Source organism: Mesorhizobium sp. M1066, from assembly GCF_040318635.1.
In the GTDB taxonomy this organism is placed as follows: domain Bacteria; phylum Pseudomonadota; class Alphaproteobacteria; order Rhizobiales; family Rhizobiaceae; genus Mesorhizobium.
The window spans coordinates 305,001-319,545 of the sequence record NZ_JAMYMR010000002.1; the positions used below are offsets into that span (position 1 = coordinate 305,001).

Consider the following 14,545-nt stretch of genomic DNA (forward strand, 5'->3'; position numbering starts at 1 on the left):
AGGAAGGAGCCCTATTGCCGCCGCATTGCCGTTCGACACCAAAGCCAACGAAAGTGGGCGCCGCCGACGGAGCAGCGCCTCTCTTATGAGCCCTCCTATATAGGAGTGTGCGATGGGCCTTGCAGAGAAGGAACACCGCCCCGCCTGGTAGAGCGCTCTATAAGAGAAGTGCTTGGGGGCAATTCGTTCGGAGCCTGGCGCTTCGTTGACTTCACCTGCCATGACAGGCAAATGTCACGGCCACAACAAAAGCGACAAGCCGTTCCGCCCGGGGAAGAAGCAGCCTTTCTGGATGCCAGACACGGAAGATGTCATAGCCGAACTCGGCAACGAGCCGCCGCTTATCGCGGATGGCCGCAGCGGCCCGCCCGACCGGCGCGAGGTTTCTGCACGCTGGCTGTCGGGAACATTTCTCACTGGCGTGACCTCGAGCGTGCTGATGGGCGTGGCGCTGTTCGCCGCCCTTGACGGCCGTCAGCAGCTGGCCACCCCACCCGAGATCGCCGAGTTGATCAGCCTTGCCGGCAACGGGGATTCCGGCGAAGTCGCCAAGACCACCAGGCTGGTGGCGCCGCGTCAGATCGCAAAGGCCAAGGACCGCCGCCGCATGGAAGTGTCGATGGTCACCAAGGTCGGCGACCGCGATGTCATCCACACCATGCCTTTCGTGCAGATCAAGATGGCCCTTGCCGCCGGCCACACCACCAGCCGCGCCTACCCACCCTTCGACCCGATGCAGGTGTTCGGCGACGACAGCGACGACAATGCCCAGCCGGCGACGGCCTCCGCCGCTTCCGGCCAGATCTACGGCGCCAAGGTCGAAAGCGAGATGAGCCTGAAGACCGTCGATTTTCCGATCGACACCGCTTCCTTCGACGAAAAGAGCGACCTCTCCGCCGACGAGGTGGAAAAGGTGGTGCGCGAAGCCGGCACCGACCTCAGCGACGGCGCGGTGCAGGTCGCTTCGCTCCATTATGTCGACCCGCAGCGATTCGGCGAAGCTTTTGCCGAGAGCATGGCCGGCTCCTACGACGTCAAGATCGTGCCGGAAAACGTCTCGGTGGCGCCCCGCGCCACTGTTGACGACCAGGCGCCTGCTTTTGCCGAGGAAATCATCCCCTTCACCAAGGATCTCGACGTCACCGAGGCTTTTGCCGATTCGGGCTACACAGGTGAAGATGCCACCGGAATGGCCGAAGCGATCGCCAAGTTGCTCAATGCGACGGCGCTCAAGGCTGGAACCGTACTGCGTGTCGGCCTCGAGGTTCACGGCGATGCCGCCAAGGTCGTGCGCACCAGCGTCTACGACCGGACCCAGCACATCGTCACCATCGCGCTCAACGATCGCGGCCAGTATGTGCCGGCGCAGGAACCGGATCCGAACCCCGAATTGCTGACGGCCTTCGATGATTCGTCGGCGCCGGTCGTGGTGCGCGGCAACCTGCCCAACGTCTATGACGGCATCTACCGCGCTGCCTATTCCTACGGCATGTCCAAGGCGATGACGCAGCGGTTGATCAAGCTGCTGGCGTCCGACGTCGACTTCCAGTCCCGCCTCAGCCCCGCCGACCGCATCGAAGTCCTGTTCTCGCAGCCCGACGGCGACGACCAGACCTCGGACAACTCCGAGCTTCTTTACGTCTCGGCGACGTTCGGCGGCCAGACCCGCAACTTCTACCGGTTCCAGATGCAGGACGGCGGCACCGACTATTTCGATGAGGACGGTTCGAGCGCCGAGCAGTTCCTGTTGCGCAATCCCCTGCCCGCCGGGAAATTCCGCTCCGGTTTCGGCGCCCGCAGGCATCCCATCCTCGGCTATGTCCGCATGCACACCGGCGTCGACTGGGCAGCCCCCATCGGCACGCCGATCATCGCCGCCGGCAACGGCACGGTCGAGAAGGTCGGCTGGGCGGGCGGTTACGGCAAGCAGATCATCATCCGCCACGCCAATGGCTACGAAACGTCCTACAATCACCAGAGCGCCTTTGCCAAAGGCATCGAACCGGGCGTGCACGTCCGCCAGGGCCAGACCATCGGCTTTCTCGGCCAGACCGGCCTCGCCACCGGCCCGCATCTTCACTACGAGCTGATCGTCAACGGCACCAAGGTTGATCCGATGCGTGTCCGCCTGCCGGTCGGCAAGGTGCTGAAGGGCGATGACCTCGTTGCCTTCAAGCGCGAGCGCGAGCGCATCGACGAACTGCTGAAGCAGGAAGACAGCGATTCGCTGAAGGTTGCGAGCGCCAAGATCGACGGTTGACCCGCTTCAGCCTGGCGTATCTTCGGCCTGTCGCGGCCATGGCAATCGCTCACCGGGAATGGTCGTCCAGGCGATGACAGCCGCAAGCAGGCAAAGCAGCGCGGTCACCGAAGAGACCGCGGCAAAAGCGGCGTCGCTGGCGGCGAGCCTCGCCGCATCGATGGCCGGCGCAAGCCCGGCTGGCGCCGGTTCACCAAATCCTGGGATGCCCAGCGTTGCGCTCGCGTCCAGCGCATTCGCGTAAACCCATGCGGCAAGCGAGCCCATCGCCGCCACCGCGATCAAACCGCCGATGCGTGAGACGGCATTGTTGATGCCGGAGGCCGCCCCCGTGTCCTTGTCTTCCACCGCCGTCATGATCGCGGTCGACAAAGGCGATACGACCAGAGCCATGCCGAGCCCCATCAGGCCCATCAGCGGGAATGTTCCGGTCCAGAAATTATGGATACCGGCGTAGGTGAGCAAGGCCAGCCCGGCAAACGCAAAAGCCACGACCAGGCTGCCGCAGGCGATCGGAAAACGCGGTCCGATCCGGTCCGACAGCTTGCCGACAGGTCCCGACAAAAGCGCGATCGCTGCCGACAAGGGCAGGAAGATGAAGCCGACCTCGGCCGTGCTCAGTCCCCAGCCGGCGATCAGCAGCATCGGCAGATAGAAAAGGTTGGCCGAAAGCGCGAAATAGAGGAAGAACGTCGCCACATTGGCACCGGCGAAAGCAGCGACACGAAACAGGCTGAGGTCGATCATCGGCTCACGCTGCCGAAGCTCGAAGAAGATGAAGACAGCCAGCAATACGACGCCTGCGGCAATGCTCGGCCCTGCCATGAGGCCCTCGCCGCTGGCGCTCATCGAGGTCAGCCCATAGGCAAGCGCGCCGAAGGCCAATGTCGCGAGCGCTGCACCGCCGAGATCCAGGCTGCGTTTCTCCGTCGGCGTATCGGCTGGAACCTTGGCCAGCAGAAGCCAGATCGAAATAAGCCCGAGCGGCAGGTTGATGGCGAAGATCGCCCGCCAGATGCCGTCGCCGAAGGCCGACAGCACGAAACCGCCGAACACCGGGCCAAGTGCCGTGGTCAGCGCTGAAGCCGCCGCCCAGATGCCGATAGCGCGGCCGCGTTCTTTCTTCGGGTAGGCCTTGGCGATGATGGCGAGGCTGCCGGGCACCATGATCGCTGCGCCAATGCCCTGGACGGCACGAAATGCGATCAGCACAATGGCATTCGGCGCCAGCGCACAGGCAAGCGAAGCGACGATGAACAGCGCAATGCCGGCCACGAAGGCGCGGCGTAGGCCGAATCGGTCGCCGGCGGCACCCCCGGCCAGGATCAGCGCCGAGAGCGTCAACGCATAGGCATTGGAAATCCACTGCGCCTCGGCAAGGCTGGCGCCGAGGTTGACGCGGATCGCCGGTGTGGCGATGGCCAGGATCGAGCCGTCTATGAAGCCAAGCGCCGAGGCCAGGATTGCCGCGATCAGCACAAATCGCCGCTGCGACTGCGGACAGAACGTCCCATTCCTGACCGGGCTGGTCAGCGGGACGGCGGCAGCTTTACTCGGTGAATGCATGAAATCTTGCTTAAACCCCTGGCTCACCGGCAACAACCAGCCAGTGGCTTGCAGTCGCTGAAACCAGCCGTTTGGCCAGGGTTGCACCCTGTCAGGGTGCAAACGGCACAGTCATGCCAGCCCCGTTACGTGCAGCCGGCGGGGATTTCGATGAGGCGACCACTTGAAAGCTCGGCTTCATCCTGATCATGCAGCTGGTCTATGCCGCCGCACTTCACAGTTCACTGCTGCGCAAGGCTATCGGCTGAAGGTCCGCCGACAAACTCCACCGTGACACCCGGTGAAACCAGCTTGGCCAACTCCCGCGCATCCCAGTTGGTCAGGCGTACGCAGCCATGGCTTTCGGTCTTGCCGATCTTCGACGGATCCGGCGTGCCGTGGATGCCATAGGTCGGCTTGTCCAGGGCGATCCAGACCGAGCCGACGGGACCGTTCGGCCCAGGCGGAATGGTCAGGACCTTGTCGTTTTGGCCCTGCTTGAAATTGATGCTGGGATTGTAGGTGTAGTTCGGATCGAGCGCGACGCGCGACACCGTGTGAATGCCGGACGGTGACGGCGTGTCCGATGAGCCGATAGTTGCGGGATAGGCCGCGACCAGTCTGCCGCCGGCATCATAGGCGAAAACCTCTTTCTTGTCCTTGTCCGCGACGATGCGGGCCACCGGCGTCGAAACCAGTTTTCCGAAATTGGCGACCTTGACGATCGTGCCGGGGCGATTGAAATCGACGTCCGGGTTGAGCGCTTTGAGATAATTCTCGTCCATGTGGAAGCGCTCCGCGAGCGCCTCGGTCACCGACGTGTAACCCATGCGGTCGAGTTGCGCCTTCTGGCTGTAGTCTTCCGGGATCGACGCGACATAGGGACCGGCCGCATCCTCCGCTGTGATCGTGTAGTTGGCGAAGGCATCGCCGCCGGATTGCGCAAGTGCCGCCTGGATGGCGACCGCGTCGGTCGATCGCAGATTGGCGCCGGTGATCTGGTTGTAGGCAGCGAGCGCCTTGTCGACATTCGAACCGAAACGCCCGTCGATGACGCCAGGCGAAGCGCCACCCCGGTCGAGCAGCACCTGAAGGGCGGCGACATCCTGGCGCGCTCCCAGCGAAAGTGCCGGGGCAACAGTGGTCTTGTCGCCAGCCTTTGGTGGCAGAGCCGCCTGATCGGCGGGTATCGCCGGCTGGGCAGGGTCTATCGAGGCCTCGTTCAGCGGCTGGCGCTTGATGGTGCCCGGCTTCGCCGGCTGCGGCGCGCCGGGATAATTGTCGTCGTAGCTGCCATTGTCCTGCGGTGGGGGAGGATAGGCTTCGACGGAATTGTCCCCATAGGGATCGTACTCGTCCGCCGGCGGTGGGATAACGCGGCCTTCCTCTTCCAACTGCTGGCGGCGGAACCGCGCCATGTCTTCCGGATCGTCGAGATAGTAGCGGTCGTCGCCGTCGGGGGCGCGGCCCAGTTCGCGCAGTCGTGTCTCCCGGCGCAGGGCACGGCGGTCGAGCCGGGTCTGCGGCGGCTGGATGGCGATGACCTTGCCGGTATCGGCATCGACGATGACGCGGTTGCCTCTAGCGTCGTAGTAGATGTCGAGATTGCCGTCCTGGGCGATAAGGATGCCCCCGGTATCGGCGGCACGGACAATCGGTGGTGCGCTGTCCTGCGTTGGGGCAGCGATTGCATTGGCAGACAAAAGCCCGCCGGCAAGTACCGAAAGGGTGAAGATCGTACGCAGCATAGTGGCGAAACTCTCCGGTCCGTAATTGCCGCCGCCCGGCATTGTTCTCTGGCGAAGCCCCTCGCCAGCAAACCAGTTACCCACCATATGGTTCCAACATGAACCGGGCATGAAGATGGCGGTTTTCCGGCGCCTCGAGGAATATAGACTAGCTTGCGGCAAGTCCCAATTCCTTGCGCGCCTGCCTGGTCAGTTTCAGGGCTACAAGGCGATGGCTCTCGCGCAAATAGTCCTTCAGCGCGGCATCATCCATGCTCTGGCTTGTCCGACGCTGGATCCATGTCATGCCGCGCGAGGCAAGATAGGGCGCGGGCCGCAGGCCCGGCTGCTCCTTGAGCACGTCATAGGCGATATCGGAGCATTTGAAGGTGACGAAGAGCTGCTGGCCCTGGTCCCAGCCGCCGATCGCGAAGACCTTGGCCCCGACTTTCCAGACATGGGCGCCGCCCCACTGGACGACATGGCTCGTCGCGGGCAGCGAGGCGCAGAAGCTGTTGTAATCGTCCAGTGTCATCCGCGCCCGCTTTTTTGCGCATGTCGCCCAAAAGTGGCCCCGGTTTTGGGAGAACGACATGCATATGACAAAGACCTAAAAAGCCGCGCGTCCGGGATGGACGCGCGGCTTTGGATCAGGCTGCCACTTCCGCCGCCACAATCGTTGGCTTCGAGCGGAAGTTCAGCCGGTCGGAACCGGCTGTCACCTTGACGGTCGAGCCGTCGAGGATGTCGCCGAGCAGGATCTTCTCCGCCAGCGGGTCCTGCAATTCCTTCTGCATCACTCGCTTCAGCGGTCGCGCGCCATAGGCAGGGTCGTAGCCCTTGGCCGCCAGCCAATCGACCGCCTCCTGGTCCAGCGAAAGTGTGATCTTGCGATCGACAAGCAGGCTCTCCAGCCGCTTGAGCTGGATCTCGACGATGCGGCCCATATCCTGCCGGCGCAGCCGGTGGAACAGGATCACCTCGTCGACGCGGTTGAGGAACTCCGGCCGGAACGACGCCCTGACGACACCCATCACCTCGTCGCGAACCAGATCGACGTCCTGATCCTCGGTGAGATTGACAAGATATTCGGCGCCCAGGTTCGACGTCATGATGATCAGCGTGTTGCGGAAATCGACCGTGCGGCCCTGCCCGTCGGTCAGGCGGCCGTCATCGAGCACCTGCAACAGCACGTTGAACACATCGGGATGCGCCTTCTCGATCTCGTCGAACAGCACGACCTGATAAGGCCGGCGCCGCACCGCTTCGGTCAGCGCGCCGCCTTCCTCATAGCCGACATAGCCGGGAGGTGCGCCGATCAGCCGGGCGACCGAGTGCTTTTCCATGAACTCCGACATGTCGATGCGCACCATCGCGCTCTCGTCGTCGAACAGGAAGCTCGCCAGCGCTTTGGTCAATTCGGTCTTGCCGACACCCGTCGGCCCGAGGAACATGAACGAGCCGATCGGCCGGTTCGGATCCTGCAGGCCCGCGCGGGCACGCCGCACGGCTTTCGAGACAGCTTGCACCGCCTCGCCCTGGCCGACGACGCGCTTGCCGATCTCATCTTCCATGCGCAGCAGCTTGTCGCGCTCGCCCTGCAGCATCTTGTCGACCGGAATGCCGGTCCAGCGCGAGACGATATGGGCGACATGATCGGGGGTGACCACCTCTTCGACCATGCCGGCTTTGCCGTCCTGGGCCTCGGCCTCCTTCAGCTTCTTTTCCAGCTCCGGGATCTTGCCATAGGCAAGCTCGCCGGCGCGCTGGAATTCACCCTTGCGCTGGGCAATGGCAAGGTCGTTGCGCGCCTCGTCGAGCTGCTTCTTCAGATCGGCGGCAAGCCCGAGCTTCTGCTTCTCGGCCTGCCATTTGGCGGTGATCTCGGTCGATTCTTCCTCAAGGCCGACGAGTTCCTTTTCCAGGCGGGCAAGCCGATCCTTCGAGGCGTCGTCCGTCTCGACCTTCAGCGCCTCGCGTTCGATCTTGAGCTGCATGATGCGACGATCGATCTCGTCCAGTGCCTCGGGCTTGGAATCGACCTGCATGCGCAGCCGCGATGCGGCTTCGTCGACTAGGTCGATCGCCTTGTCCGGCAGGAAGCGATCGGCGATGTAGCGGTTGGACAGCGTCGCCGCCGCCACCAGCGCCGAATCCGAAATGCGCACCTTATGGTGCTGCTCGTACTTCTCCTTCAGACCGCGCAGGATCGAGACGGTGTCTTCCACCGTCGGCTCGTCGACGAACACCGGCTGGAAGCGGCGGGCAAGCGCTGCATCCTTCTCGACATGCTTGCGATACTCATCGAGCGTAGTGGCGCCGACGCAGTGCAACTCGCCCCGAGCCAAAGCCGGCTTCAACAGGTTCGACGCATCCATGGCGCCATCTGCCTTGCCGGCGCCGACCAGCGTGTGCATCTCGTCGATGAACAGGATGATGTTGCCGTTGGCCGAGGTGACTTCGGAGAGCACGGCCTTCAGCCGCTCCTCGAACTCGCCGCGATATTTGGCGCCGGCAATCAGCGCGCCCATGTCGAGCGCCATCAGCTGCTTGTCCTTCAGCGATTCCGGTACGTCGCCATTGACGATGCGCAGCGCCAGGCCCTCGGCGATCGCCGTCTTGCCGACGCCGGGTTCGCCGATCAGCACGGGATTGTTCTTGGTGCGGCGCGACAGCACCTGGATGGTGCGGCGGATCTCGTCGTCACGGCCGATCACGGGGTCCAGCTTGCCGGCACGGGCATCCGCGGTCAGGTCGCGCGCGTATTTCTTCAGCGCGTCGTAGCCCTGTTCGGCACTCGCCGAATCGGCGGTGCGGCCCTTGCGGACATCGTTGATGACCTGGTTGAGCGCCTGCGCGGTGACGCCGGCCTTGGCCAGTATGTCGGCGGTCTTGGCCGATTTCTCCATGGCGAGCGCCTGCAAGAGCCGCTCCACCGTGACAAAGCTGTCGCCGGCATTCTTGGCCAGTTCCTCGGCGGTCGAAAACACTTTTGCCAGCGGCTGCGCCAGATAGAGCTGGCCATTGCCGCCCTCGACCTTGGGCATCGCTTCGAGCGCCGCCTCGACGCCAAGCTTGACGTCGCGGACGTTGCCGCCGGCGCGTTCGATCAGCGACGCGGCCAGGCCCTCATCGTCGTCGACGAGCACTTTCAGGATATGTTCAGGAGTGAATTGCTGATGGTTGCGGGAAAGCGCCATAGTCTGCGCGGACTGGATAAAGCCGCGCACGCGCTCTGAGTATTTCTCGAGGTTCATATCTGTCTCCTTCCATCACCGGCCCGCTTTGCGGCACCGGATCCGATTGCGGTGACGGACCCGCCCATTCGAGCCGGGTCCAGTTGAGGCTGATATGGTGCACAAGCTCCGAACCCTCAAGACGTCTCGATATCGGCAACTTCATAATATTGCACGGCCGCCCAAACGAAAACGGCGGAGATTTCTCCCCGCCGTTCCATGTCTTGAGGTGCCGTTCGATCAGTTGTCGATATCGACATTGACCGGCTGGGCATTGCCGCTTTCGACCGGGGCCGCCTCGGCACTTTCGCCACCGCCATCAACCTGATCGGCGTTGACGCGCGGGCGGCGCGGACGACGCGGACGACGGGCAGCCCCGCTTTCGGCGGCCGCCTCGTTGAGTTCGGCCTGGGCGGCAAGACCTGCCGGGGAAAGATTCTCGAACGACGGAGCCGGTTCGGCCGGCGCTACAGATTCGGTCGGCGAAACGGCTTCGCCCTGAACCGGGGTCTCGTTGCCCTGGGGCTGACCACCTTGTTCCACGGGTGAACCAAAGTCGCGCTGGCCGTTCTGGCCATAACCGCCATTGGGGCGACGATCGCGATGGCGCCCGCCATTGTTGTCGCGGCCACCATTGTTGCGCCCGCCATTGTTATCGCGGGCCTCGCGGCCACCTTCCCGGTTGAGCGCAACCTCGGCAGGCATCCCTTCGATGACCGGCTGCGGGCCGGCGCCATGGTTGATCACCGGGATCTGGACGTCGGAAACAGTGTTGCTGTTGTTGTTGCCGCCATTGTCGAAATCGTCGCGATCCTCGTCGCCGTCATCGTCGAAATCATCGCGATTCTGCTGCGCGTTCTGGATCGGCATCTGCGCCTGTGCGGCCGCGATGATGCGATTGTAGTGCTCGGCGTGCTGGAGATAGTTCTCCGCCATGACCCGGTCGCCGGAGCTGTGAGAATCGCGGGCAAGGGTGGCGTATTTTTCGGCGATCTGCTGAGCCGAACCGCGGATCTTCACATCCGGGCCATTGCTCTCGTAGTTGCGCGTCAGGGGATTAGGCCCCTTGCGGTTGTTGTTGTTATTGTTGTTGTTATTGTTACCACCGCCGCCGCCACTATTGTTGCGACCGCGCATGCGCCTGTTCTGCTGTTGTGGCCTCATCAAACTCTCTTCATTTTGAAATTTTCGAAAAACTCTTCACGAACGGAGGCGCTCATGCAGCCAGCCGTTTCGTCTCTTCACCGGCGTTCGCCCGCATCGATTGCGTTGGCGCCACGTGCCATCCTGTTCCGGTTACATCACTTGCCGGACGATTCCCGCACGAAGCTTGGGCATCGTTTGCGCAAGAAGGCAGCTATTTCCAAGGAAAACCGAATCGCTAAGAGCACTGCCTGCTTCGTCTCATCCGGTTAAGGCGACCCTAGCCGCATTCCCCGGCATTGCCAAGCGCTTTTTTGCACTGCGTCAAGGCTTTATCCTTTCAAAGACAACAACCCTGTCGTTTCCACCGAGGTCACGAAAAGCACCGCCCGGCACATAGCCGGCTGCAGCGAATATCTCGCAGACCTCGTTGCGTTGCGTATGGCCGATCTCGACCGCAATCTTGCCTTCAGTTTCCAAAAACCTTGCCGCTTCCGCAGCGATGGTTCTGTAGGGGTTCAGACCGTCCGCGCCGCCATCCAAGGCCAGGCGCGGGTCGAAATTGCGGACTTCGTCCTGCAGATTTCCAATGTCTTCCGTGGTTATATAGGGAGGGTTTGCGACAATTACATGGTACCGGCCAGAAACTTTTTCGAACCAGTCCGACTGCAGCGTCGTGAACCGGCCTGCAAGACCCAGTTGCCCGGCATTGCGCGCCGCCGTCGCCAGCGCACCCGCGGACAGATCGACGCCCGTGGCGTTAGCCGTCGGCACGACACTGAGCAGCGCCAGCGCAATGGCGCCGGTGCCGGTGCCGAGATCGAGGATGCGGCACTCGCCTTCCCGCGCCGCAACTGCCTTGACGAAGGGCAATATTGCCTCGACCAGCGTTTCGGTATCCGGCCGCGGCTCCAGCGTTTCCGGCGACAGCGACAGGCGCAAACCGTAGAATTCACGATAGCCGAGGATGCGATGCACCGGTTCGCCGCCAGCGCGGCGTCTCAAGGCGGCATCGATTTCGGCAACAACGCCGGCGCCGAGCTTGCGTTCGGGGTCCGCAATGGCTTGCGTGCGCGTGGTGCCGGAAAAATGCTCGACGATCAGCCTCGCATCGAGCGCCGGATCATCGATAGCGGCAGCGGCAAGCCGAGCCTGCGCTTCCCGCAGCAGCGGCCCGAGTGCATCGGGCAGGTCAGTCATCGATGCCGATGTCGGCGAGCAATTTCGACTGGTGATCGGCGATCAGCGCGTTGATGATCTCGTCGAGTTCGCCCATCATTACCCGGTCGAGCTTATAGAGCGTCAAATTGATGCGGTGGTCGGTGACGCGGCCTTGCGGGAAATTATATGTGCGGATGCGTTCCGAGCGGTCACCGGAACCGACCTGCGACTTGCGCGATTCGGAACGCTCCTCGTCAGCCTTGCCGCGCTCCAGATCATAGAGCCGGGCCCGCAGGATCTGCATGGCCTTGGCGCGGTTCTGATGCTGCGATTTCTCCGCCTGCACGACCATGATGCCGGTCGGCAGATGGGTGATGCGGACGGCCGAATCGGTGGTGTTGACGTGCTGGCCGCCCGAACCCGAGGCGCGCATCGTGTCGATGCGGATGTCTTCGGCCCTGATGTCGATGTCGACCTCTTCGGCTTCGGGCAGCACCGCGACGGTTGCCGCCGAAGTGTGGATGCGCCCGCTCGCCTCGGTTGCCGGCACGCGCTGCACCCGGTGCACGCCGGATTCGAACTTCAGATGCGCAAAGACGCCCTTGCCGGACACGGTGGCGATGATTTCCTTATAGCCGCCGGCATCGCCATCGCTGGCCGAGGCGGTCTCGAAACGCCAGCCGCGTTCGGCGGCGTAGCGCTCATACATGCGAAACAGGTCGCCGGCGAAAAGCGCGGCCTCGTCGCCGCCGGTGCCGGCGCGGATTTCGAGAATGGCGTTCTTGTCGTCGGCGGCATCCCTGGGCAACAGCAGGATCTGGATGTCCTTCTGCAACGCCTCGATACGGTCCTCGACCTCGGGCAGCTCGGCCTCGGCGAGCGCCCGCATCTCGGCATCGGTGCCCTTGTCTGCAAGCATGGCTTCGAGGTCGGCCTGCTCACGCTCGGCCAGGCGCAGTGCCCTGACCTTGGCAACCATGTCCTGGATTTCGGCATATTCGGACGCCATGCGCACATAGGCATCCGGCGCCGGGCCGGCTGACATCTGCGCTTCGAGCATCTCGAAACGCTTGACGACTTGATCCATACGATCGCGGGGCAAATTGACCATGATGAGGCTGCTATAACGGGATCGAACGGTCGTCGGCAAAGGCCTGCAGCAGCGCTCGCATCGGCAAGCCCTGTGCCGGAGCCATCAGATTGTCGTCGAAAAACGCCTTCAGCTCGTCCAGCGGCAGTTCCGTCAGCATCGCCTTGACCGGACCGATCGATGCCGGCGACATCGAGATCGAACGGAAGCCGAGTCCGATCAGCGCCATCGCCGAAATCGGCTTGCCTGCGAGTTCGCCGCACAGCGTCACCGGCGTATTGTTGCGGACGCCGGCATCGGCGATCTGCTTGAGCACCCGCAGGAACGGCGCCGACAGCGTGTCGAAGCGGTTGGCCAGTTGCGTGTTGCCGCGGTCAACGGCCATGACGAACTGGAACAGGTCGTTCGAACCGACCGAAACGAAATCGACCGCCTTCATCAGTTCATCGAGCTGGAACAGGAGCGACGGCACTTCCAACATCGCCCCCAACTTCAGGCTGGTCGGCAAATGATGGGCAAAGCGCGAGAGATGCCGCACCTCGCGGTCGATGATCTCGCGTGCCTGGGCGATCTCGCCAAGCTCGGTCACCATTGGCAGCATCAGCTTCAATTCGCGGCCGCCGCTGGCCTTGAGCAACGCGCGGATCTGGGTGCGCAGCAGGCCCGGCCGGTCGAGCGTCAGGCGGATCGCCCGCCAGCCAAGCGCGGGGTTCTCTTCCTGGATCGCGCCCTTGAAATAGGGCAGCACCTTGTCGCCGCCAATATCGATGGTGCGGAAGGTGACCGGCTTGCCGCGCGCCGCTTCGAGCACGTCGCGGTAAAGCTTTTCCTGGGCCTCGGCCCGGGGAAAAGTGGAAGCGACCATGAATTGCAGCTCGGTGCGGAACAGGCCGATGCCGGCCGCACCCGCTTCGGCAAGCTGCGGCAGGTCGACGGCAAGACCGGCATTCATCAACAGATCGACCTGGACCCCGTCCCTGGTCGTCGATGGCTTCTTGCGCAGCTCTCGATAGACCTCTTGCCGGCGCGCCCTGAAACGCACCTTTTCGGCGTAGGCGGCCTCGAGATCTGGCTGCGGCCGCAAATGGATCACGCCCTCTTCGCCGTCGACGATGATGGCATCGCCGTTTTCCGCCATGGAAACGGCGCCCTTCATCTGGCCGGCGACGGGAATGCCCATGGCACGCGCGACGATGACGACGTGGCTGGTCGCGGCACCATCCTCGAGCACCAGCCCGCGCATCTTGTCGCGGGGATAATCGAGCAGCTCGGCGGCCCCCATCGAACGGGCGACGATGATGGCGTCCTTCGGCAGCGATGCCGCGACATCTTCCGGCCCGCGCCCCATCAGCTGGCGCAGCAGGCGGTTGGCGAGGTCGTCGAAATCGCTCATCCGCTCGCGCAGATAGGGATCGGTCATGTGCAGCATGCGGGCGCGCATGTCGCTCTGCACCTTTTCCACCGCGGCTTCCGCCGTCAGGCCGTTGCGGATGGCCTCTTCCAGCCGTCGCACCCAGCCACGATCGTTGGCGAACATGCGATAGGCTTCCAGCACCTGGCGATGCTCGCCCTCGAAGGCGACGTCGCGGCGTTCCAGCATGTCGTCGATGGACAGCCTGAGCGAGCTGAGTGAGGTCTCGAGCCGGCGGACCTCTTCCTCGCTGTCTTCGTTGAACAGATTGGTGACGACGATGCGCGGCTCGTGCAGCACGACATGGCCAAGCCCGACGCCTTCATTGAAGGACAGGCCGGTGAAGCTGACAGGACGGCGCAGATCGAGTTCGAGGCCGGGCCGGGTCAGCCGCGCCAGATCGCCGGTGGCGATCATCTCGGCGATCACCATCGCCGTGGTTTCCAGCGCCTCGACTTCGTCGTCGCGGTAGTGGCGCATGGTCTTGTTTTGCACCACCAGCACGCCCAGCGTACGCCCTGCCCGCAGCACCGGCACGCCGAGGAACGAGTTGTAGATCTCTTCCCCGGTCTCCGGCAGATAGGCGAAGGCAGGGTGTTCCTGCGCATTGGACAGGTTGAGCGGCCGCGCGCTGGCGGCGATCGTGCCGACCAGGCCTTGGCCCAGCCGCAACTGCGCCAAATGGACGGCGTTCGGGTTCAGACCTTCGGTGGCGTAGAGTTCGAGCACCGAATCGGCGCGCAGCACATAGAGCGAGCAGACTTCCGCGACCATGTTGGAGGCGATGTCGCGCACAATCCGGTCAAGCCGCTCCTGCGGCTCCAGCGGCTCCTGCATGAGCTCGCGGAGCCGTTTGAGCAAAACGCGCGGGCCACTGGCCTGATCACGCATCGCGGCTTGTTCTCCAATGGGCATTCTGCCCGCCGCAGTTTCCACCGCGACCGGCGCACACGCAACAACTCAAATCGTTCT

9 protein-coding genes are annotated in these 14,545 nt (G+C 63.5%); 1 reads left to right on the plus strand and 8 read right to left on the minus strand.

Features of this window, described 5'->3' with window-relative positions:
• The first annotated feature begins 292 nt into the window (after positions 1 to 292).
• Positions 293 to 2,260, plus strand: a complete 1,968-nt coding sequence (locus NKH52_RS04500) for a M23 family metallopeptidase (protein ID WP_023811173.1) — start codon at positions 293 to 295, stop codon at positions 2,258 to 2,260.
• Positions 2,261 to 2,266: 6 nt separating this feature from the next.
• Here the strand turns inward: NKH52_RS04500 and NKH52_RS04505 are convergent, their stop codons facing one another.
• The 8 genes from NKH52_RS04505 to ptsP all read right to left on the minus strand — a co-directional run bounded on the left by NKH52_RS04505 (position 2,267) and on the right by ptsP (position 14,464).
• Entirely contained in the window at positions 2,267 to 3,826 is a 1,560-nt protein-coding gene (locus tag NKH52_RS04505; RefSeq protein WP_352727959.1) for an MFS transporter, read from the minus strand.
• A gap of 221 nt (positions 3,827 to 4,047) precedes the next feature.
• Positions 4,048 to 5,553 (minus strand): L,D-transpeptidase family protein, encoded by a 1,506-nt coding sequence (locus NKH52_RS04510; RefSeq protein WP_352727957.1) that lies wholly within the window; start codon positions 5,551 to 5,553, stop codon positions 4,048 to 4,050.
• A 148-nt stretch (positions 5,554 to 5,701) separates the two neighbouring features.
• Positions 5,702 to 6,067, minus strand: a complete 366-nt coding sequence (locus tag NKH52_RS04515; RefSeq protein ID WP_352727955.1) for an MmcQ/YjbR family DNA-binding protein — start codon at positions 6,065 to 6,067, stop codon at positions 5,702 to 5,704.
• A gap of 115 nt (positions 6,068 to 6,182) precedes the next feature.
• Complete coding sequence (gene clpB, locus NKH52_RS04520; RefSeq protein WP_352727953.1) at positions 6,183 to 8,789, minus strand: ATP-dependent chaperone ClpB; 2,607 nt, start codon at positions 8,787 to 8,789, stop codon at positions 6,183 to 6,185.
• Positions 8,790 to 9,008: 219 nt separating this feature from the next.
• Complete coding sequence (locus tag NKH52_RS04525; protein ID WP_352727951.1) at positions 9,009 to 9,932, minus strand: DUF4167 domain-containing protein; 924 nt, start codon at positions 9,930 to 9,932, stop codon at positions 9,009 to 9,011.
• Positions 9,933 to 10,235: 303 nt separating this feature from the next.
• Positions 10,236 to 11,111: a peptide chain release factor N(5)-glutamine methyltransferase gene (prmC, locus tag NKH52_RS04530; protein WP_352727949.1), complete on the minus strand. Its 876-nt coding sequence runs from the start codon at positions 11,109 to 11,111 to the stop codon at positions 10,236 to 10,238.
• Positions 11,104 to 12,183, minus strand: a complete 1,080-nt coding sequence (prfA, locus tag NKH52_RS04535) for a peptide chain release factor 1 (protein WP_352727947.1) — start codon at positions 12,181 to 12,183, stop codon at positions 11,104 to 11,106. Before prfA ends, prmC begins: the two co-directional genes overlap by 8 nt.
• A 10-nt stretch (positions 12,184 to 12,193) precedes the next feature.
• Positions 12,194 to 14,464 (minus strand): phosphoenolpyruvate--protein phosphotransferase, encoded by a 2,271-nt coding sequence (gene ptsP, locus NKH52_RS04540; RefSeq protein ID WP_027038177.1) that lies wholly within the window; start codon positions 14,462 to 14,464, stop codon positions 12,194 to 12,196.
• Positions 14,465 to 14,545 lie beyond the last annotated feature (81 nt).